The organism is Streptomyces sp. NPDC005775, assembly GCF_042871565.1.
GTDB lineage: Bacteria > Actinomycetota > Actinomycetes > Streptomycetales > Streptomycetaceae > Streptomyces.
The window spans coordinates 818519-839553 of record NZ_JBIAIU010000001.1; the positions used below are offsets into that span (position 1 = coordinate 818519).

Sequence of the window (21035 nt, forward strand, 5' to 3'; positions counted from 1 at the left end):
GCCTTCACACATCCACCACACTGAAGCGCAACCGTCCCGGCCGGTCCGGGTCCATCGAAGGGAACGCGTTGAACAGCAGTAAGCACACGGAACTGGCGAACCACGCCTGGTCCGTCGCCGACCTCCTGCGCGGCGATTACAAGCAGTCCGACTACGGCAAGGTCATCCTGCCGTTCACCGTGCTGCGCCGCCTGGAATGCGTCCTGGAGCCGACGCGCGAGAAGGTCGCGGAAGCGGTCGTCCGGTGCAAGGAGCAGGATCTCGACCCGGACTACTTCCTGCCACGTGCCGCTGGCCACTCGTTCTACAACACGAGCAGCCTGACACTGAAGTCGATCGCCGGTGACCCGGACAACGCGGCGACGAACCTCCAGATCTACATCGGCGCCTTCTCGCCGAACGCCCGCGAGGTGCTGGAGAAGTACGAGTTCGCCCAGCAGATCCGCAAGCTGGACAGCGCGAACCTGCTCTATCAGGTCATCGGCAAGTTCACGGACCTGGACCTGCGCCCCGAGGCCGTGTCCAACCACAACATGGGCTACATCTTCGAGGAGTTGATCCGCCGCTTCTCCGAGCAGTCCAACGAGACCGCGGGTGAGCACTTCACCCCGCGCGAAGTCATCAAGCTGATGGTCAGCCTGCTCATCGCCCCGGACGGCGACGCGCTCAGCATGCCCGGTGTCGTGCGTACGGTCATGGACCCGGCCTGTGGCACGGGCGGCATGCTCAGCGCGGCCGAGGACCACATCAAGGCGTACAACAAGGACGCCACGGTGGAGGTGAGCGGCCAGGAACTCAACCCGGAGTCCTGGGCGATCTGCCGGTCCGACCTGATGATCAAGGGCCAGGACCCGGAGAACATCGCGTTCGGCAACTCCTTCTCGGACGACGGCCACAAGCGCGAGAAGTTCGACTACCTGCTGGCCAACCCGCCGTTCGGCGTGGAGTGGAAGAAGGTCAAGGAGGAGGTCGAGTACGAGCACGCGAACCTCGGCGACTCCGGCCGCTTCGGCGCCGGCCTGCCTCGTATCAACGACGGCTCGCTGCTGTTCCTCCAGCACATGATCTCCAAGATGAAGCCGGTGGACGTGAACGGCGGGGGCGGCTCGCGCATCGCCATCGTCTTCAATGGTTCGCCCCTGTTCACGGGCGCGGCCGGCTCGGGCGAGTCGGAGATCCGCCGCTGGATCCTGGAGAACGACTGGCTGGAGGCCATCGTCGCGCTGCCGGACCAGCTCTTCTACAACACGGGTATCTCCACGTACTTCTGGATCCTGACGAACCGGAAGGATGCCCAGCACAAGGGCAAGGTCGTGTTGCTGGATGCTCGCGACCAGTGGGTGAAGATGCGGAAGTCGCTCGGCGACAAGCGCAAGGAACTGGGCGACGGCACGGGCAACAAGCCGAACCACATCGGCGACATCACCCGCCTGTATGGGGAAGCGGTGGCAGCGGCGGCGGACGCGGAGCACCCTCTGCACGCCAAGGTGAAGGTCTTCGACAACACGGCTTTCGGCTACCAGCGGATCACGGTGGAGCGCCCGTTGAAGCTGCGGTTCGAGCTGACGGAGGAGACCCTGGCCGCGCTGCTCGCGTCAAAGCCGGTGCAGAAGTGGGCGGAGGAGCGCTTCCTGCCGCGTGAGCCGGAGCTCGCTGCCAAGGCGAAGGTCCGGCGGAAGCTCACGGAGGATGAGGAGGCCCAGTTTCAGAAGCTGGCCGATGCTGAGGTGTCGGTCCTCGGGGATGCGTTGAGGCCGCTGCTGGGCTCGGAGTGGGCGACCAAGTCCGAGGCTCAGGTGGCGGTGCGGAGCGCGATGGCGGAGGCAGGCGTGCCGGGGCCGACGGGGGCGCCGTTCGCCAAGGCGTTTCGGGATGCGGTGGGGGTGCGGGATCCGGAGGGGGAGGTTCAGCTCGTCAAGGGCGGTGCTTCGGAGCCGGACGCGGAGCTGCGGGACTACGAGAACGTGCCGCTGAGCGAGGACGTGGGGGAGTACCTGCAGCGGGAGGTGCACCCGCATGTGCCGGATGCGTGGATCGACCACGCGAAGACGAAGGTGGGGTACGAGATCCCGTTCACGCGGCACTTCTACGTGTACGAGCCGCCGCGGCCGTTGGCGGAGATCGATGCGGAGCTGAAGGCGCTTGAGGCGGAGATTCAGGCGCTGCTGGGTGAGGTAACCAAGTGACGGCGCAAATCGAGGCAGGTCCATTGGAACGCGTTAAGCGAATTCTGCATGTGATCGACGAGCGAGCCGGATCGCGCAAGCTTCCCCTACTGTCTGTATCGATCCACCTCGGAGTAATCCGGCGAGACTCCATCACGAACGACCTTCCCCGGGCCGAGGACCTGAGCAACTACAAGGTATGCCGACCAGGCGATATCGTCCTCAACCGGATGCGAGCATTTCAAGGAGCCATCGGGATCAGCCCCGAACAGGGACTAGTTAGTCCGGACTACCTCGTCCTTAGGCCCACTCCAGCCGCTGACGCCCGATACCTCCATCACCTTTTTCGTTCCTCCTGGTTCGTGGGCGAGATGGCTGCGCGACTGCGTGGCATCGGATCATCCGACCAGGGAAATGTGCGAACCCCGCGAATCAACGCCGAGGATCTGGGCGATATCTCAGTTCGCGTGATGCCTCTGCATGAGCAGCGCCGCATCGCCGACTTCCTGGACGCCGAGACCGCCCACATCGACCATCTCCTTCAACTCCGCTCGCGGCAGATTGATCTTCATGAAGAAGCGGCGTTCCGTCGAGTATACGACGCAGTTCGTGGAGCAGACGTCGAGGGTGAGCGAAAAGACAGCGCTTTGGGTTGGCTCGGTTCTGTCCCAGCGCCCTGGAGAGTCGGCGCCGTCTCCCACTACTACGAGGTCGAGTTGGGCAAGATGCTCAATCAGGAGCGAGCGCAGGGAAGCCGCCTGCGACCCTATCTTCGAGTAGCGAACGTTCAGTGGGACCGGGTCGACATCAGCGATCTGGCCACAATGGATTTTCCGCAAGAGGAACGATCTCGATATCTCCTGAAGGCGGGCGACCTCCTTGTAAACGAGGGAGGGAGTTGGCCCGGCCGAGCAGCCATCTGGAACGGGGAGATTGACGAAGTCTACTACCAGAAAGCACTACATCGAATTCGTTCGCGCGGAACTGAGCTTCCACGCTGGCTGTACTACTGCCTCGTCGTGGCCGAGCAGATGAGAGTGTTCCAAGTGCAGGGCAACACAAGCACAATGACCCATCTTACGCGAGAACAATTGAGGCCCCAACGCTTCCCCTTCCCACACATCGATACCCAACGTCGAATTGTAGAGCGGCTTGATCGCGCAAAGGCGCGGGACTCCACCATTCGCCGGTTGCTAAGCCAGGAGCGCTCTCTCCTCGCCGAACGCCGCCAAGCCCTCATCACCGCCGCCGTAACCGGCCAGTTCGACGTCTCCACCGCCAGCGGCCGCAACGTAACGGACGGAGTCCCGGCATCGTGAGCCCCATACACAGCGAGTCCGCCTTCGGCGACGCCATCGTGGCGTCCATGTCCGAGCGCGGCTGGCGCGAAGCGCGTCCCGAGGACTACCAGGCCGACCTCGGCCTGGACACCAACGAGCTGTTCACGTTCATCGGCGAGAGCCAGATCCGCGAGTGGGACGAACTCGTCGCCGTCTACGGCAATGACGTCAACGCCGCCCAGCGCGGCTTCGCCGAGCGCCTGGACAAGGCCATCAGCGAGGACGGTCTCCTCAAGGTCCTCCGCAACGGCGTCAAGGACCGGGGCGTCCGCCTCCGCGTGGCCTACTTCAAGCCGAATCTCGTCGCTGACGACTCCGTCCTCAACGGCTACCGCGCCAACCGCCTCACCGTCGTCCGCGAACTCGCCTACGCCACCAAGCAGGCCGACTGGAACAACCGGCTTGACCTGACCCTGTTCCTGAACGGCATCCCCGTGGCCACCGCCGAGTTGAAGAACCCGCTCACCCGGCAAGGCGTCGAGCACGCCAAGGAGCAGTACCGCACCGACCGCGACCCCACCGAGCTGATCTTCACCCGCCGCGTCATCGCCAACTTCGCCGTGGACCCGGATCTCGTCTTCGTCGCCACCCAGCTCCGGGGCAAGAACACCCGCTTCCTCCCGTTCAACACCGGATCCAACGGCGCCGGCCTGCCCGGTGGCGCCGGAAACCCGGACCCGACCGCGTACGGCACCTACGCCACGTCCTACCTGTGGGAGCAGGTCTGGGCGCGGGACAACTGGCTGGACCTGCTTCAGCGTTACGTGCACCAGCAGAAGACGAAAACCCCCGGAGGCGGGACCACCAAGTCGACGATCTTCCCGCGCTTCCACCAGTGGGACGTCGTCAAGAAGCTGACCACCCACGCGTCGATCCACGGCGTGGGCCAGAACTACCTCGTGATGGCGTCCGCCGGTTCCGGCAAGTCGAACACCATCGGCTGGCTCGCCCACCGCCTGAGCGACCTCCACGCCGACACCGACCCGCGCACACTCGACCCCGACGCCCTGGCAACCAGCCGGATCAAGCCGGGCTCGCCCGTGTTCGACAAGGTCATCGTCATCACGGACCGCCGCAACCTCGACGCCCAGCTCCGTGAAACGGTCGGCAGCTTTTCGCAGACCGAGGGCCTGGTCGTGAAGGTCGACGAGAAGCACGGCTCGAAGAGCGAGCAGCTCGCCCGCGCGCTGTCCCGTGACACCGGCAAGATCGTGACCGTCACCCTGCACTCGTTCCCCGCGCTGCTGGACTACATCCAGCGCAATCCGACCGAGATCAGCGGTACCAGCTTCGCGATCATCGTGGACGAGGCCCACTCCTCCCAGTCCGGCGACGCCGCCACCGCCGTGCGGGCTGCTCTCCGCGACCTCGGCCTGGACTCCGACTCGGACGACCAGGGCGCGACGGCCGTCACGCTCGACGAGAAGCTGAAGAAGAAGGCGGCGGAGCGCTCGCAGGCCGCGAACCTCTCCTACTTCGCCTTCACCGCCACCCCGAAGGCCAAGACGCTCGAACTCTTCGGTACGGAAGACACCGTGGACGGTAAGGCGGCCTACCGCCCCTTCCACACGTACTCCATGCGTCAGGCCATCGAGGAAGGGTTCATCCTCGACCCGCTGCGGAACTACGTCACGTACAACACGTACTGGAAGCTGGTGAACGAGAACCCGGACGAGCGCGAGGTGGACCCCTCCAAGGCCAACACCTTGCTCGCCCGGTACGCGCTCACCCACGAGAGCACCGTCACCCAGCACGCCCAGGTGATCGTCGAGCACTTCCTGACGCACTCCCGAGGCCGGCTCGGCGGGCGCGCCAAGTCGATGGTGGTCACGGCCTCCCGGCAGTCCGCTGCGGAGATGGCGCGGGCGATCAAGAGCTACATCAAGGACCGGGAGTACGACACCAAGTACCCGGACCTCGGCGTGCTCGTAGCCTTCTCCGGCTCGCTCACGGTCGGTGACGACACGGACGAAACGACCGAGGCCAAGGAGAACGGAGGCATCCCGGAGAGCGCACTGCCGAAGGCTTTCGCGTACACCCGGGCCGACGACAAGGCGGTCAGCGCGGGCGGGCGGGGGCAGCAGGAATACAAGATCCTGGTCGTCGCGGAGAAGTACCAGACCGGCTTCGACCAGCCGCTCCTCACCACCATGTACGTCAACAAGACGCTGACCGGCATCTCCGCCGTCCAGACGCTCTCCCGCCTCAACCGCACGGCCGACCGCAAGACGCAGGCGGACCTTGCGGTCCTGGACTTCGTGAACGACGCGCAGGACATCCAAGACGCGTTCCGTCCGTACTTCGAGGAGGCCAACACCCTCCCCTCCGACCCGAACCTGCTCTACACCGCACAGAGCCGGGTCATGTCGGCCCCGATCATCTCCGAGTCGGAGATGGACGAGTTCGCCGCCGCGTACTTCGCGGCGAAGGAGAAGGCGGCCGGCTCGCAGGCGAAGTGGGAGAAGCTGCACGCCGAGCTGTACCGGCTTCTCTCCCCCGCCGTCGCCCGCTTCACTCCCCTCCTGGAGAGCGAGGAGGACGACGATGTCGAGACGGCCGAGGACTTCCGCGCGGACCTCAACGACTACGTACGGAAGTACGGCTTCCTCGCGCAGATCATCCCCTACCGCGACCCCGAACTGGAGCGGCTACACCTCTACGGCCGCTACCTCCTCAACCGTCTCCCCCGCCGTGCGGACGGTGGCGTCGACATAGGGGAGATCGACCTCAGCCACCTGCGCGTGGAGAAGACCGGCGAGCACGACGTGTCGCTCTCACCCGAGGGAACCGCCGAACTCCCCGGCTTCGGCGACGGCTCGGGCGGTGCGGCGGAGGCGGAGAAGTCGCTGCTGTCTGAGCTGATCGACGCGTTCAACGCCAAGTTCGGCACGGAGTTCACCGAGGACGACGTCCGCAAGCCGTTCAAGAAGACGACCGAGGACCCGAAGGTCCGGGCCGCGGCCGTCGTCAACGACGAGGCGAACTTCGGCAAGGTCTTCGACCGCGCCTTCGCCGACAACATGGCCGACCACATCGAGACGACCGCCGGCATAGGGCGCCAGTACTTCGGCCCCGACAAGGACTTCCGGTCCAGCCTGGACCGCAGTGCTCGCCGGGCGGCGTGGCGGATGATCCGCCGCGAGGAGAACGTGGACGAGTAGTCCCGCCTGTACGCGTAGGAGGGTCCCGCCGCGATGCCGTTCCGGCACTGCGGCGGGACCCTCCTGCGTGAGCGTGGCTCAGCGCGTGACGAGCCCGACGAATCCGGCCCAAGCGCCCGGCCCGACGGTCAGCACGGGACCGCCAGCCTGCTTCGAGTCGCGGATGTGCACGCGGGTGGTGGCAGCAGCGACCTCCACGCACTCACCGCCGCCCCCACTGCTGTAGCTGCTCTTGACCCAAGCAGTCTCCGGCACGGACTGCACGGTGTGCTGTGCGCTCATGCTTCTCCCATCAATTGCACAATCAGCGCCGAAGACTCGCTCGGCGTCAATGCTTGTGCTCGGAGAATGCCATATCGCGCTTCAAGCTCGCGAACCTTGCGAACATCGGTGTACAGCCGACTGTCGTCCTGTACTTCGGTGTACGCGATGCGATGCCCCTTGTCTGTGTCAAGCAGTGTGAACGGCCCTCCGAGGCCCGCGTGATCATCGCGGTCGATGGGCATGACCTGGACTTCCACGCTTCGAAGGTGCCCCGTCAACAAGATCTGTTCCAAGGTGTCACGCATGACCTTTCGCCCTCCGATCGGTCGGCGGAGCACCGCTTCCTCCACCACGAAGCTCATCAATGGAGCCGGGCTGCGATCGAAGATGTCCTGACGTACCAGTCGTGCCTCCAGGCGTTGCTCGATCACGTCGTCCTGAAGCAACGGACGTTGCATATGGAAGACGGCTCGCGCGTACTCCTCAGTCTGGAGCAACCCCGGCACGGCGCTCACTGCGAAGACGCTCAGGGCTGCCGCACGCGCCTCCAACCGCGCCATATCCCGGAAGAACGGCGGGTACTGCGCCCGCGCAAGCTCGTCCTTCAACGCCAGCAACAAGCCCCCGGCGTCCAGCACCGGGTCCGCCTTGTCGATGAACGCCGGCTGCGGAATCCGCCGCCCCTGCTCGAACGACGCGATGGACTGCACCGCGTAGCCCACCAGCTTGCCGAACTCGGTCCGGTCCAGGCCCGCTCGGAGCCGTAACAGCTTCAGCTGCCGTCCGAACGCCATCATCACCCCGGACCCGGGCTCGCCCTCCGGCCGTTCCCCGGTCTCCGCGCCCGTGCCCGGCTCCGCGTCGCCCCGTACCACCGTCATCGCCACCGCCTGTCCCACGCACCCACGTACGTACACGCATGCCGCCTCCGCGTACAAGCAGTCCGCGACGGCGCGTCACCCCTGGTCACGCTACGCCACTGAGGCCCACCGTGGAGTCATGACCAGCAATCCCTCACTCCCTGTACGCCCAGTTCCGACCGCCCAACGCCGCTTCCCGTGGCACCACTTCTCGATGCGCTTCAGCTCCACGCCCCGCGGCGCCCGCCTCGCCCGGCGCTTGGCCGGTGAGCGGTTCGACGCGTGGGGCATCCCGTACGGCAGCGACACGCACGACGCGCTGACGCTCATCGTGGCCGAGCTGAGCGCCAACGCGGTGTGCCACGGGCTCGTCCCCGGTCGCGATTTCCGGCTGTGCGTGTCCGCCGAGGGCACCGCTCTGCGCGTCGAGGTCACCGACACCCGCGGCGAACGCATCCCCGTCCTCACCGAACCGGCGGACGACCTGGATGGAGACGCCGACGGCGGCCGCGGGCTCGTCCTGGTGGCCGCGCTGGCGGATCGCTGGGGCTGGTACCCGTGCACGGACGGGCCCGGCAAGACGGTCTGGGCCGTTCTGGGAACGCGGCCGGCGCGCCGACTCGACAGCGCGCACCCGTTGCCCCCTGCGGTGCTCGCCCCCGGATCAGTCCTGCCGGGCGTCGGCGAGGGTGTGTAGCCCCGTCGTCGCCCGTGCGGCAAGCTTCCACGAGCGCGGCCGTGACCTCGACTGTACGGGCAGCCGGATCACGGCAACATGATCCGGCTGCAGGCACACCGACAGCACCCACCCGCGTACTGCGAGCTGTCCTACACCGCCGCGGACAGCGCGGGGAACACGACCACCGAGCCGTCCTTCTCGCGGGCGATCTCAATGGCCACATCCGTCGTACGGCTGTCGGCCGCGGCGCCGTCACCCAGCCTCCGGATCCGGTTGGCCGCGCGCATCAGGCGATCGACTTCAGCGTTGGTGAAGACGGGCCGCAGACCGCTCGGGCGTCCCAGCTCCAGCGTCGAAAGGCGTTCCAGGACACCGGTCATGCCCGACTCCAGTTCGTCGAGGCGGTGCTGGTCCTTCTTGAGGGCGCCGGCGAAGTTCTTGAACAGGTTGTCAGGGTCGCTCTGGGCGTGCTCCACGGCCTGGAGGACGACGACGCGCCGCTTCAGCGCGATGGCCAGGGCGGCGAGTTCGAGGTGGGCGCGGAATCTGCCGCCTTCCTCGTCGATGCCGGGGAAGGACTTGGTCAGTGTGCCGATGTCCACGGCCTTGCCCTCGGGCAGATTATCGAGGGCGCTCCGCCACCGGGCGAGGCGGCGGTCAGCGGCGCCCAGTGCCGTGTTGATGGCGTGCACCGCCGAGTCCAGCCCCAGCGAGAGGCCGAGCTTGCCCTGGTCGAGCAGAAGGGCGGTGGCCTTGTCGATGGCGTCGCGGCAGCCGTCGAGTTCGCTGTGCTCGTCGTCGAGCTTCTGCTCGTGCAGTTGCTCCAGCAGTTCCGTGATGTGCTCGATGGCCTGCTGGCGCTTCTGATCGACATGCGCGCTCACGCCCACCGCCACGGCCATGAGCACGAGCGGCGCGGCCACGGTGAGCGCCACGCTGCCGCCGACCGCGACACCGGCCGCCGCACCGGCCCCACCGGCCGCGCCCGCTGTTGCCGTACCGACCGGAACGAACGTCGTGCCGGCGACGATCCGGCCCGTGGTGGAGTTCACGAGGGGGCCGCGGAAGCCGCAGATGATCCCCTTGGCCATCATCGGACGGACGGCGCCCTGGCCGTACTGGGCAGCCACCTTCGCCGGGACCACCATGCGGAACAGGCACTCACCGGAAGCGGTCGCCCTGGCCGCCGCGGAGGAGCCGCGCGCCGACTGCGTGATGAGCTGCGACAGGTGCTGTGCCAGGGGACTGACGACGTCGAGCGACATGCCCTTGCTGCGGTCCAGCGTGCCGGGAAGCGGATGCGCCTCAAGTGTGGCAATCGGCTCGTCGGCCAGGCCGGCCAGTGCGCTGCGCAGTTCGGCCAGGCGCGCCGCCGTCATCGGCTCGTCCCCGACCACTTCGGGCACCCGTACGTCACCGGTCGCCAGCGTCCACACCGGAACGCTCGCCTTGCGGTAGTCAATCATCGTCTCCCCCAATTTTCCGACAACAGCGTACGGCCGACATCCGACAAGAACGGCATGAACCTTGCGGATTCAACCACGGGGAACCGTTCCCACCCACCTGACCGGAAAGAGGCGTCCCGGACACTCCTGCACCGCCGGCGCTGGACTGAAGATCTCCTCACCAGGGACACTTGCCCTTCACCCTGCCGAAAGCCGGTCCATCCAGCCGCGCGCACCGGCCAGCACACGCACACACGGGGGCAATGTGCCGCAGCAGCAGCCGATCGCAGGTCGGTACGAGCTCCTGGAGCCCCTCGACAACGGCGGGATGGGGGACGTGTGGCGCGGCTACGACGCCGTGCTCGACCGGCCCGTCGCCGTGAAGCTGATCCGGCAGCAGTCCGTCGGCGGCTCGCAGCAGCTCGCGGAGGAGTTCGCCAAGCGCTTCCGCCGCGAGGCCCGCATCACCGCGCGCATCCAGCACCCCGGTGTGCCGCAGGTGTACGACGCGGTGCTCGACGACACCTACGAGCGGCTGTTCCTGGTCATGGAGCTGGTGGACGGGGTGTCGCTGTCCGCGTACATCGCCCCGGACCGGCTGCTTCCGGTCAGCTGGGCGGTGGCGGTGGCGGCGCAGGTCGCCACCGTGCTCTCGTACGCGCACGAGGTGCCGGTCATCCACCGCGACCTCAAGCCCGGCAACATCCTGGTCGCCCGCGACGGGACGGTGAAGGTCCTCGACTTCGGGATCGCGGCGATTCTGCGCACCGATGTCACCAAGCTGACCGCGACCGGCACGCCCATCGGCACGTACCAGTACATGGCGCCCGAGCAGGTGCGCGGCGGGCGGACCACACCACAGACCGATCTGTACGCGCTCGGCTGCGTACTGCACGAACTGCTCAGCGGGCGGCTGCTGTTCACGGCGGACAGTGAGTACATGGTGATGCACCAGCACGTGAACGCCGCCCCCACTCCCCTGCGCGTACTGCGCCCCGAGGTGCCGCAGGAGCTGGAGGATCTCGTCCTGCACCTGCTTCTCAAGGCGCCCGAGGCGCGGCCCGCCGATGTGCAGGACGTGTACGAGCGGTTGCGGCCCTTCCTGCCGCCGCCCGGCCGGACGCCCGGACCCGGCGAGGCCGGACCGGCGGGGGCGCCGGACCCGACGGGGGTCTTCCGCAACCCGTACGCGCCCCGGGCCCGCGCGGGGGCGGGCCGCCCCGTGCCCGTGGCCGCCGATCCGGCTGCCGTACCCGCCGCGCCCGTCCCCGTACCGGCGCAGTTGCGTGCCGAGATCGAGGAGGCGTACGCGCACTCCGACGCGCTTCTGGAAGAGCAGCGGTTCGCCCAGGCCGCCGAGGTGCTCGGGGAGATCATCGAACCCGCCGCCCGCGCGCTCGGCTCGGAGAGCCGGAAGGTCCTGGAGCTGCGGACCGGACGGGCCGCGATCCAGCTGCTCGGCGGGGACTACCGGGCCGCTCTGCCCGAGTTCGACGCGCTGGCGGACGCCTACGCGCGCACCGACGGCCCCACCGGCGAGCGGGCCCGCGCCTGCCGCGCCCAGGCCGCACGCTGCCGTGCCGAACTCGGCCAGGTCACCGACGCGCTCGCCGCGCTGCGTGGCCTCCTCGACGTCGTACGCAATGTCGACAGCGATCTCAGCGAGGAGGCCGTCGAACTGCGCCGCGACATCGGCATGCTGCTGCTCGCCCAGGGACAGGCGATCGAGGCCCGCCGGATACTCCGGCCGTTGCACGACGACCTGTGTCTCGTCTTCGGACCCGCCGACGAGATGACCCAGGAGGTCGGCGAGGCAATGGCATTGCTGGGCCTCGGCCTCGGCCTCGACGATTCCGAGTAGTCGGAAAATCTCTAGTACGTCCCGGTGGGTGTGGAACGATCTTGCTGGTCAGTCGGTGCGGCGCGCCCAGGCGTGAGGGGGCGGGCCAGGGGAGGGGCAGAGCATGAACAATCGGAATGCCGACAAGAGCAACGGCGACGTCATCCTGCAGGTCCGCCAGGTGGAGCAGGCACTGCGCACCGTCTACTTGGAACCGGGGCTGCTCGATGCCAGTGACCTGGAAGGGATGCGGCCGGACGAGCGGGAGCCACGCCTGTTGTCACGCGCGCTGACAGCGCAGGCCGTGCGCATGGTTACAGGGTTCAGTCCGCGGGAAGCAGCCGGCACGGTCATTGACGGCCAGGCCGACAAGGGCATCGATGCCATCGCTGTCGTCGACGGGCCAGATCCGCACGTCTATGTGGTCCAAGGCAAGTGGAGCAAGAATGGCGCAGCAAAGGGTGAGCGGCTAGCTGTCATGGAGCTGCTGGCTGGTCTGCGGCTCATCGACGACGAGGACTTCGCCGCGTTCAATCCGCGCGGCCGCCAGCTGGCGGAGCTCGCCAAGACCGTCATGTCCAAAGGCCCTGTCCCGGTCACTCAGGTTGTCGTTCTCATGCGGGCAGACGACGTGGGTGACGGGTTCCGTCATGCCTTGATCGATGGAGAGAAGGAGTTCAACCGCCACGGGGACGTGCTGGACCATCGCATCATCCTTGCCCCGGAAGTGTGGGCATCGGTCCGCAAGGACCTGGCTCCCCGGCCGGTTGAGCTCACAGCCGATCTGTTCCCATGGTTCGCGATCAGCGCTCCGTACGAGTCGTATCAAGGTGTCATCGAGGCTGAGCAGGTAGCCCAGTGGGTAAATCACGGATCCAACCTCTTCAACCTCAACATCCGCAATCCGCTCGGCAGAACTCCGATCAACAATGAACTGATCGACACCCTGAATGAGCAACCGGCTCACTTCTGGTACTTCAACAATGGCGTCACCGTGTTGTGCGAGTCGGTTGAGAAGACGCAGCAGTCCATGCGAACGCCCCACACGCGACCGCTCAGTCTGACGCTGCACAACGCCAGTGTTGTCAACGGTGCTCAGACCGTCAGATCCGTCGCCGAGGCGGTCGCCGGAGATGATGCCGCCGCTTCGGCGCAGGTCGGCGTGCGGATCATCGTGACGGGCAAAGCCGCAGACTTCGCCAGACAAACAACTCTGGCAAATAACCGTCAGAATCGTGTGGAGGCACGTGATTTCATCGCTCTCGACTCGGTGCAGGCTGCCATCCTTGGCGAGATGCGAGCCGAACTCGGGCTGGAATACAGCGTCCGACGCAGCGAACTAGACCCGCATCCGGACACCGGATGCTCGGTCGTCGAAGGGGCGTGTGCACTAGCCTGCGCGCATCCTGACAGCCAGTACGCGGCTCGCATCGCATCAACCCTGGACGTGTTGTGGGAGCGGGGAACGCAGGGGATCTACGACACCCTGTTCCGCCCGCAGCCGAGTGCCTACCTTCTGTGGAACACGGTGCAGGTCCTCAGGGAGGTCCGTCGCAACCTTCATCAACTACGGCCTCGTTACGAGGGGCGAGGGGTCGCCCTCACCGAGCATGGTGCCTATCTGCTCACTCACCTGGTCTTCCGCCGGCTCGACACCGAGGCCATCGACGAGCCTGACCCGAAATTGGAGTGGGCCGCTCAAGCAGTTGCACGGACTCCGCAACTGGTGGGTGAGCTACTGCCCGCCGTAGCCTCCACGATCGACGAGCTCTATACCGAACGCTCGCAGATCCGGGCCGTGTGCGCGGATGCCGGCCGCTGCCGCGAGATCGCGGATCAGGTACTCGGCGCCGCTACGGCGGCGGAGGGCACCGCACCCCCGGACAAGTACCGCCGGACACCGGCGCAGCGCAAGCGTCGGCGCCCAAACGCCGTCTCCGTCTTGATCGACAAGGCTGTGCTCTCCGAGGGTGACCCGCTCACCCTCACGACCGGGTACCCGCTGGAAGCTGACGCCCTGCGGAATTGGCTGGCTGAGGACGAGAGGCGGTCGCGAGCAACGTGGCGCCCGCACCGCACCAAACCGATTCTCTGGGCCGCCGACGGCAAACCGTACTCACCCTCCGGACTGGTGTCCCTCATGTGGAAGCTCGCGCAGTGGGAGGAACGGCCCGTGGCCAACCAAGGAACAGCACGGTGGTCGACTGCTTCGGGGGAGACGCTCGCCGACCTGGCCTGGCGGATTCTCGACGAACTGGACGAGCCGGACGAAGGTGCGGAGCCCGTCGACTGAGTCTGACGGACGTCCCTGGGTGAGCCGCGGCGCGCCGTCCCCATGGCGGCCGCCTAGGCGACCCCACCCGCTACCGCGCCCCGTACTTGAGTATGGAGAACTGAACCATGCCCCACCTCGCGTTCGACGTAGGTTTCTGCGCTCAGCTCGGCAAGCTCCAGGGGAGCGTGAAGGAGGGTGTGTTCAGCGCGTGGGAGAAGTTCGAACACCTCACCCTGGACCAGCTGTTCAAGGACCCCGGGCTGAAGCTGGAGAGTCTGAAGCGCGCCCGTGATCCTCATATCCGGACCATCCGGATCGACCAGGGGACGCGGGGTGTCGTCCTCGCGCCCGACAGCGGCGACACGTTCGTGCTGCTGCGCGTGATGCCGCACGACAAGGCGATCGACTGGGCCGTCAAGCAGAAGGCCAGCATCAACACCGTGACCCGGGCCGTCGAGATCCGCGACATCGCGGTGCTCGACGAGCTCACCCCCGCGTACGAGCGCATCGCGCCCGCTCCCGACCAGCGGCTGTTCGCGAAGGTGTCCGACGGGGACCTGACCGCGCTCGGGATCGACGGGACGACGCTGCGTCAGGCCCGCGCCCTCACCAGCCTCGAACAGCTGGAGGTCTTCGCGCCGTACTTTCCCCAGGACCAGCGCGAGGTTCTCGAGTATCTCGCCGCTGGCTTCACCGTGGAGGAGGTGTGGCGGGACGTGGTGTCGGTCGGTCTCTCCGCCGCCCCCGCCGACACCGCGCCCGTGGACACCGCCGACTTCGCGACCGCGATCCACCGCACCGGCACCCGCATCGCCCTCATCACCGCGTCCGACGAGCTCCGCGACATCCTCGACAAGCCGTTCGCCGCCTGGCGGATCTTCCTGCACCCCTCCCAGCACAAGGTCGCCTACCGGGCCAGCTACTCAGGCCCTGCCCAGGTCACCGGCGGCCCCGGCACCGGCAAGACCGTCGTCGCGCTGCACCGCGTTCGCCATCTCCTCGGGTTCCTGCGCGACGGCGAGCGCATCCTGCTCACCACGTACACCAACGCTCTCGTCGACGCCCTGCGCAGCGGTCTCGACGCCCTCGTCGACGACGTGGACCTGCGCGACCGGGTGGACATCACGACGGTCGACGCGTTGGCCAGCCGGATCGTCGCCACGTCCCGCCGTCCGCTGCGGGCCGGTGAGGAGCAGACCCGCTGGGAACAGGCCGCGCGAGCCACCGGCTTCACCGGCACGGCACAGTTCCTCGCCCAGGAGTACAAGCACGTCGTCCTGGCCCAGAACCTGCGGAGCCTGGAGGAGTACGAAGCGGCCGACCGGCCGGGGCGGGGCAGCCGGCTCCCCGTCGCCCAGCGGCTCGTCGTGTGGCGCACGTTCCAGGCGTACTCCGACGGCCTTGCCGCCGACGGCCTGCGCACCTACCTGGGGACGTGCGCGGAGGCCGCCGACCTCCTCGAAGGGCGGCAACCGCTCTACCGGCACATCGTCGTGGACGAGGCCCAGGACCTCCACCCGGCACAGTGGCGGCTGTTGCGCGCCGCCGCCCCGCCACGTCCCGACGATCTGTTCATCGCCGGCGACCCCCACCAGCGGATCTACGACTCGAAGGTGTCACTGAAGGCGCTCGGCATCAAGGTCACGGGCCGCTCGACGAAGATGCGGAAGAACTACCGCAGTACGCACGAGATCCTGAGCTGGTCCACCGCACTGCTCGTCGGCCGGCCCTTCGCACAGCTGGAGGACGACGACCGCAACGAGACGCTGCTGGGCTACCGCTCCGCACTCCACGGAAACGGTCCGGTGGTGCACGGGGCCGCTTCGGCAGACGCGGAACTGGACGCGCTCGTCGCGCAGATCCGTGCCTGGACGGAGGCCGGTGTCAGCCCCGGCGACATCGGCGTCAGCGCACGCTTCAAGAAGAACTGCGCCAAGGCGATCGAACGGCTGACGGCCGCAGGCATCCCCGCAGCGCCACTGCGGTCCGGAGCTGCCGAGGACGCGCGCACCGTACGCATCGGAACCATGCACTCCTTCAAGGGGCTGGAGTTCCGCTGCGTGGCAGTGATCGGCGTGCACGACGGGGCCCTGCCCTACCCCGGGGCCGTCACGTCGGCCGATGTGGACCGGCTCCAGCACGAGGCCGATCTCATGGCCGAGCGCTGCCTGCTCTTCGTCGCCTGCACCCGGGCCCGGGACGGACTGTACGTGTCCTGGTCGGGGGGTCCGAGTCCGTTCCTGGTCGAGGCAGGGGCTGCGTCCTGAGGGGCGGGCGGCCGTTCCCTCAGGGTAGTAGCCCCCCCATCCCTCTGGGGGATCACCCCCAGGAAAGTAGGGGAGAAACCAGGTCGTGCGGAGGACGCCCGGTCCGTAGGTTCTGGAGTGGAATAAGCACACCGCTTCACACAGCCTCCGGAGGCCCCCTCGTGACCGCCCCTTCGCTCCAGCCGACGCGCACGCTTCACCCGGCCCTCTCGGCCTTCGTGCGCTTTGTGATCTGTGGTGGCGGGGTCGGGGTGGCCTCCAGCGGTGTTCTGGTCCTCCTCCACGACCGGATTCCGCTGGCCGTCGCCAACGCCGTCGTCACCGTCGTCTCCACCGTGATCGCGACCGAACTGCACAGCCGGGTCTCGTTCCGCAGCGACCGCAGGGGGTGGGGCGTCCACCTCCAGTCAGGGTTGACCGTCGCCGTGAGCTATGCGTTCACGACCGGAGCCCTGCTCTGCCTGTACGCGGTCCGGTCCGAGCCTTCGGCGCTGGTTCAGCAGAGCGTCTACCTGTCGGCGTCGGCGATCGCCGGCGCCGGGCGGTTCGCGCTGCTTCGGGTGGTCGTCTTCGGGGAGCGCAAGGCGGGCGGGCCGCGTGAGGCCTCGCTCAGCAAGGTCTCCGTGGCCATGGCCGCCTGACACAGACACCATGTGCAGCCAAAGAGGCGCCGGCCCTTCGACCACTGCCTCTATGCCCCCAGGCCCCCTCCTACAGCTACCCGGCTCTCGGTGTTCCGGACGACCACCCGTACGTTGAAGGCCCCGAGCGAAGGAGTACGGCCTTGACGGACACGGACGAACACCGGAAGCGATTCCTCGCCGGACGCACCGGGTCACGGCTGCGCGGCTTGCTCCTCGGGATGGCCTTGGGCGAAACCGTCGGAACGGCACGTGGGAAGCTGCCGGACCAAGGCCCCCTGCGCGCCGGCGTGTGCACCCAACTGGCGTGCTTCACCACCGAAGGCACCATCCGCGCTCTGGTACGTGGCAACCACAAGGGCATATGCCACGCTCCGTCGGTGATGTGGCACGCGTACTGCCGGTGGGCAGCCATGCAAGACATCGAGCGCGACCTGATGGAGGGCCGCTGGGGTGGCTTCGGCCAGACCTGGCCGGACGGCTGGCTGGCCCAGGTCCCGGTCCTGGGAGAGCGCCGCGGATCGGCGCCCGCAACCGTGGCTGCCCTGTCCCGAGTCGAGCAGGGCACGTACGACAGACCGGCTACCGAGAGCAGCGGTTGGCACGCACTCGGCCGGACACTTCCCACGGCAGCGCTCACGGCCCTCGGCTTCCCCGGCCCGATCGTCAGCACGGAGGTGGCGGCGCTCACCCACGGAAGCGTGGAAGCGCAGTCCGCCACGGCCCACGCGGTCGTCCTCCTCCGCCAATGCTTGGAGGGGAGCCGTATCGAGGATTCACTGAGGACGGGTCTCGCGGACCTCCGCACGAACGAACGCGCTGCGGGCGGACTTGAACAGGGCCGCCTCGACGCCGCCCTACAGGCAGCGGCCGACCATCCGGCGGACGCGACACGCCTGGCAGCACTCGCGCCAGATCTCACCGCGGTCTCAGCCCTGCTGGGCGGCCTGTACGTGGCCGCCTCCCTACCCGGCCGCACCCAGGTCGAGGCCGCGCTGCATTTCGCTTCCCTCTCCCCCGCCGGCCCTTCGGTGGCGTGCGTCACCGGTGCCCTGCTCGGCGCCGCCCACGGCGTCGAGGCCCTGCCTGTCGATCTGGTGAGCCGCCACGAACTGGCCTGGGTGCTCGACACCTTGGCTCGGGACCTCGTCACCCAGGTGCAGGACTCACCCAGCGGCAGTGAGTACGTCGAAGGGTGGGACCCCCACTGGTGGGGCCGCTATCCCGGCTGGTGACCGCCCCGCGAAGCCCGGGCGGGAGCGCAGCCTGCCAACGGCCGGCGTTCCGCAACGGGTTTTCGGGGAGACGAGGTTCAGGAGGCCGCCAAGAACGTCGCGTCTTCCGGGTGTGCTTCGAGCCAGGCCACCGCGTCGGGGTTCTCCTTGACCCATCGGCCGCAGACCGCCCATGCGACGTGCTCACTGCCCGCGTCGCTCAGGACCACGTCCGCGACGAGCGATGCGCAACCCGCCGCGGCCCCGTGCGCGCTGCACATGTCCTTGTTGTTCGCGTGCGGAGTGATGCGGATGATTCGGGACACCACGCTCCGCACCTACTCGGTGTAGGTGCGGTCGAACCACTCAATGAACTGGTGGACCGTGCCGATCTTGGCGACGCGGTCATGCAGGGCCTTCTGGTCGTGCCCGGTGAGGAACCAGCCGAGGGTGACCGGCGCTCCGCAGCCGCAGCCACATGTCCGTGCCGCATGAGGGGACTCGAAGTACGTCACCGGATTGCGGACCGGCTCGATCGGCTGAGGCTTGCCGACGTACGCGTCGTGAACCGGGTGCCCGGCCTCCAGATACTTGCCTTCAATCGCGCGGCGACCGCCGGACACCGAGACCAGGCTGTCGATCTCGATCGCCTGACGTACGACACCCTGCGAGGACAGCAACGCGTACTGTTCCCGGTCGGCCCGTTCGCCGAGGACCCAGCACCCCCGGTTGGCACGGAACATGGCCTCGTCGTCCATGTTCGGGTCCCAACCGACGTGGTCACGGCCGAGCTGATCCTCCTTCGGGTTGACGTAACGCATCGCCCCGAGCGTGATGTGGATCATGCATGCCCCCTAGATTGATAGTCCGGGCCCCTGGCCCAGCGACTATCGACAGCTTGCTCCGCCCGTCTCGATACCGTCAACCCCTGGTCCCCCATGGGTATACGTCCTGGCCGACGCCCGTCCGCACGCGCGTCGGCGTGTGCCACGTGAAGTTTGGTTATCCTGACCAGCGTTCCAGGTCATCAGGGTGGGCCCGGTCGGCCGCCTGCGCGGGCTGCGCGCCCGTCGAGGGGAGTGCACGTGCAGGGTGCCGCGAGCCGTGGTTCGGCGAGGAAGGCCGAACAGGCGTGGAGCCAGGCGATGGCGCTGATGCAGCGTGGGGACACGGCGGGTGCCGGCGCGCAGTTCGCGCTCGCCACGACCCACGACCCTTTCGCCGCCGACGCGTGGCTGGGGCTGCACGCGACCGGTAACCGGCAGCAGGAGGCGCTGGATGCCATGCTCCGGTGTTCCGGGACCTTCGGTGCGCTGCGGACGAAGTTCGGGTTGCCCCTGCGATCCACGTTCCAGATCGGTCATTACGTCACCTTCCGTCTGGAGAACGCGCGCGACCTGTGGCTGGCGGCCATGTCCTCACTGCTGGACAAGAAGCGGGTCGAGGAGGCCTGGGCCGGACTTGCGACCGCACAACTGGACTGCGATGAGACGAAGTTCGTCTGTACGCGCTATGCGTTCGTCAAGGAGGACTGGGCCCTCGTGCTGAGGTTCGCGACCGGAATCGGTGACGCTTTCCTGTACGACGAGGCGCAGTTGTACGTCGGTGCGGCTCTCTTCGCCCAGGGCGTCTACCACGAGGCGCTGAGCGTCCTGGCGCCGTTGCCCCGGAAGCTGGAGACGGGCAGCCGGTTCGACGCCGAGTGCAAGTACTTCATGGGGCGCTCGCTGGAGGAACTGGGGCGGCAGGAGGAGGCGTTGAAGCGGTATCAGTACACCTTCCGGTGCGCGCCGGGCCTCTTCGACGTCGATGTTCGCGCACGGGCCCGGCCGGCTCCCGCTGCGGCTCCGGCTCCCAGGGCCGCCGACCTGGTTCCGCCGAGGCCGCGACAGCCGGAAGCGCCACCGGCCGTTCCGGTCCCCGCCGGACCTCAGCCGTCCACCAGCGGCGCCGAGGGCACCGAGCCCGACACCGCCGGGCTGTCCGCCGACGCGCGGGCCCGGCTGCTCGCCGAGGCGCAGAAGTCGCTCGACGGGATGATCGGCCTCGAACCGGTGAAGCGACAAGTGCGCACGCTCATGGCCCAGTTGCGCATGGCCGCCCTGCGTGAGGAGCAGGGGCTGCCCGGTGGCGCCCAGCCCCGGCACTTCGTCTTCGCCGGGCCGCCGGGCACGGGCAAGACGACCGTCGCCCGCATCATCGGCAAGGTCTTCGCCGGGCTCGGGCTGTTGAGTTCGGGGCACGTCATCGAGGCCCAGCGCGTCAACCTGGTCGGGCAGCACCTCGGGTCCACGGCCATCAAGACGAGCGAGGTCATCGACTCGGCGCTGAACGGGGTGCTGTTCATCGACGAGGCGTACGCGCTGATCAACACCGGTTACAACGGCGGAGACGCCTTCGGGAAGGAAGCCCTGCAGGTGCTCCTGAAGCGGGCCGAGGACGACCGGGACCGGCTCGTCGTCGTACTCGCCGGTTACCGCGCCGAGATGACCGATCTCCTGTCGGCCAATCCCGGTCTGGTCTCGCGCTTCAACACACGCGTCGACTTCCCGTCGTACTCCGCGGACGAACTGGTTCTCATCGCCCGCTCCGTGCTGGCCGCTCACGGCGACGAACCCGATGCCGGGGCGCTCGCGGCCCTCGATTCCCTCTGCGCCGCCATCGTGGACGGCGGCATGGCCGACACGGTGGGCAACGCCCGGTTCGCGCGCGAGCTCTGCCAGAAGGCATCCGCGCAGCGGGATCTACGGCTGTACGCCACACATGCCGACAGCACTCCGACCCGTGCGGAGATGGTGACCGTACTCGCCGAGGACGTGGTCGCCGCGCACCAGGAACTCATGGAGTCCCACGGGAGCGGGAGCGGCGAGTAGCCGAAGGCCCT

The 21035-nt window shown here is 67.8% G+C and carries 15 protein-coding genes; 10 read left to right on the top strand and 5 right to left on the bottom strand.

What is annotated here, in order from left to right; genetic code table 11:
• Window positions 1–68 precede the first annotated feature (68 nt).
• Genes ACFYPA_RS03625 through ACFYPA_RS03635 form a run of 3 tightly spaced genes read left to right on the top strand, consistent with a single transcriptional unit; the run spans window position 69 to window position 6666 of the window.
• A complete protein-coding gene (locus ACFYPA_RS03625; RefSeq protein WP_389129215.1) occupies window positions 69–2186 on the top strand; it encodes an N-6 DNA methylase in 2118 nt (705 codons plus the stop codon).
• Window positions 2183–3484: a restriction endonuclease subunit S gene (locus ACFYPA_RS03630; protein ID WP_389129218.1), complete on the top strand. Its 1302-nt coding sequence runs from the start codon at window positions 2183–2185 to the stop codon at window positions 3482–3484. Before ACFYPA_RS03625 ends, ACFYPA_RS03630 begins: the two co-directional genes overlap by 4 nt.
• On the top strand, window positions 3481–6666 hold the full coding sequence (locus tag ACFYPA_RS03635) for a type I restriction endonuclease subunit R (protein WP_389129221.1): 3186 nt from the start codon (window positions 3481–3483) through the stop codon (window positions 6664–6666). The genes ACFYPA_RS03630 and ACFYPA_RS03635 overlap by 4 nt, the downstream gene beginning before the upstream one ends.
• Window positions 6667–6744: 78 nt before the next feature.
• Here ACFYPA_RS03635 and ACFYPA_RS03640 read toward each other — a convergent pair whose 3' ends face one another.
• Entirely contained in the window at window positions 6745–6948 is a 204-nt protein-coding gene (locus ACFYPA_RS03640; protein ID WP_389129224.1) for a DUF397 domain-containing protein, read from the bottom strand.
• A complete protein-coding gene (locus ACFYPA_RS03645; RefSeq protein WP_389129226.1) occupies window positions 6945–7811 on the bottom strand; it encodes a helix-turn-helix domain-containing protein in 867 nt (288 codons plus the stop codon). The genes ACFYPA_RS03640 and ACFYPA_RS03645 overlap by 4 nt, the downstream gene beginning before the upstream one ends.
• Before the next feature lie 118 nt (window positions 7812–7929).
• Here ACFYPA_RS03645 and ACFYPA_RS03650 point away from each other — a divergent pair, with 118 nt between their 5' ends.
• Window positions 7930–8487: an ATP-binding protein gene (locus tag ACFYPA_RS03650; protein WP_389129229.1), complete on the top strand. Its 558-nt coding sequence runs from the start codon at window positions 7930–7932 to the stop codon at window positions 8485–8487.
• Window positions 8488–8618: 131 nt separating this feature from the next.
• Here the strand turns inward: ACFYPA_RS03650 and ACFYPA_RS03655 are convergent, their stop codons facing one another.
• Window positions 8619–9935, bottom strand: a complete 1317-nt coding sequence (locus ACFYPA_RS03655) for a hypothetical protein (RefSeq protein WP_389129231.1) — start codon at window positions 9933–9935, stop codon at window positions 8619–8621.
• A gap of 244 nt (window positions 9936–10179) precedes the next feature.
• On the opposite strand from ACFYPA_RS03655, the gene ACFYPA_RS03660 reads away from it, so the two are divergent.
• The 5 genes from ACFYPA_RS03660 (at window position 10180) to ACFYPA_RS03680 (ending at window position 18172) form a co-directional block, all read left to right on the top strand.
• A complete protein-coding gene (locus ACFYPA_RS03660; protein WP_389129234.1) occupies window positions 10180–11775 on the top strand; it encodes a serine/threonine-protein kinase in 1596 nt (531 codons plus the stop codon).
• Between the two features lie 103 nt (window positions 11776–11878).
• Window positions 11879–14047 carry an AIPR family protein gene (locus tag ACFYPA_RS03665; protein WP_359311326.1) on the top strand — a complete coding sequence of 723 codons (2169 nt, stop codon included), beginning with the start codon at window positions 11879–11881 and terminating at the stop codon, window positions 14045–14047.
• A gap of 107 nt (window positions 14048–14154) precedes the next feature.
• The gene (locus ACFYPA_RS03670) at window positions 14155–16296 is read left to right on the top strand and encodes a UvrD-helicase domain-containing protein (protein WP_389129237.1); all 2142 of its coding nucleotides are present in this window, start codon (window positions 14155–14157) and stop codon (window positions 16294–16296) included.
• 161 nt (window positions 16297–16457) lie between these two features.
• Complete coding sequence (locus ACFYPA_RS03675) at window positions 16458–16937, top strand: hypothetical protein (RefSeq protein ID WP_389129239.1); 480 nt, start codon at window positions 16458–16460, stop codon at window positions 16935–16937.
• Between the two features lie 143 nt (window positions 16938–17080).
• A complete protein-coding gene (locus tag ACFYPA_RS03680) occupies window positions 17081–18172 on the top strand; it encodes an ADP-ribosylglycohydrolase family protein (RefSeq protein WP_389129242.1) in 1092 nt (363 codons plus the stop codon).
• A gap of 77 nt (window positions 18173–18249) precedes the next feature.
• Here ACFYPA_RS03680 and ACFYPA_RS03685 read toward each other — a convergent pair whose 3' ends face one another.
• Together ACFYPA_RS03685 and ACFYPA_RS03690 are read right to left on the bottom strand one after the other, a co-directional pair.
• Complete coding sequence (locus ACFYPA_RS03685; RefSeq protein WP_389129245.1) at window positions 18250–18480, bottom strand: hypothetical protein; 231 nt, start codon at window positions 18478–18480, stop codon at window positions 18250–18252.
• Window positions 18481–18489: 9 nt separating this feature from the next.
• A complete protein-coding gene (locus ACFYPA_RS03690) occupies window positions 18490–18996 on the bottom strand; it encodes a hypothetical protein (RefSeq protein ID WP_359311315.1) in 507 nt (168 codons plus the stop codon).
• Window positions 18997–19236: 240 nt separating this feature from the next.
• Here ACFYPA_RS03690 and ACFYPA_RS03695 point away from each other — a divergent pair, with 240 nt between their 5' ends.
• Window positions 19237–21024 (top strand): AAA family ATPase, encoded by a 1788-nt coding sequence (locus ACFYPA_RS03695; RefSeq protein ID WP_389129248.1) that lies wholly within the window; start codon window positions 19237–19239, stop codon window positions 21022–21024.
• The last annotated feature ends 11 nt before the right edge of the window (window positions 21025–21035 follow it).

Bases quoted from the DNA above. Each gene is read 5' to 3' on its own strand.
- ACFYPA_RS03670 (WP_389129237.1), top strand. From the start codon at position 14,155: ATGCCCCACCTCGCGTTCGACGTAGGTTTCTGCGCTCAGCTCGGCAAG.
- ACFYPA_RS03665 (WP_359311326.1), top strand. From the start codon at position 11,879: ATGAACAATCGGAATGCCGACAAGAGCAACGGCGACGTCATCCTGCAG.
- ACFYPA_RS03645 (WP_389129226.1), bottom strand. From the start codon at position 7,811: ATGACGGTGGTACGGGGCGACGCGGAGCCGGGCACGGGCGCGGAGACC.
- ACFYPA_RS03640 (WP_389129224.1), bottom strand. From the start codon at position 6,948: ATGAGCGCACAGCACACCGTGCAGTCCGTGCCGGAGACTGCTTGGGTC.
- ACFYPA_RS03690 (WP_359311315.1), bottom strand. From the start codon at position 18,996: ATGATCCACATCACGCTCGGGGCGATGCGTTACGTCAACCCGAAGGAG.
- ACFYPA_RS03655 (WP_389129231.1), bottom strand. From the start codon at position 9,935: ATGATTGACTACCGCAAGGCGAGCGTTCCGGTGTGGACGCTGGCGACC.
- ACFYPA_RS03650 (WP_389129229.1), top strand. From the start codon at position 7,930: ATGACCAGCAATCCCTCACTCCCTGTACGCCCAGTTCCGACCGCCCAA.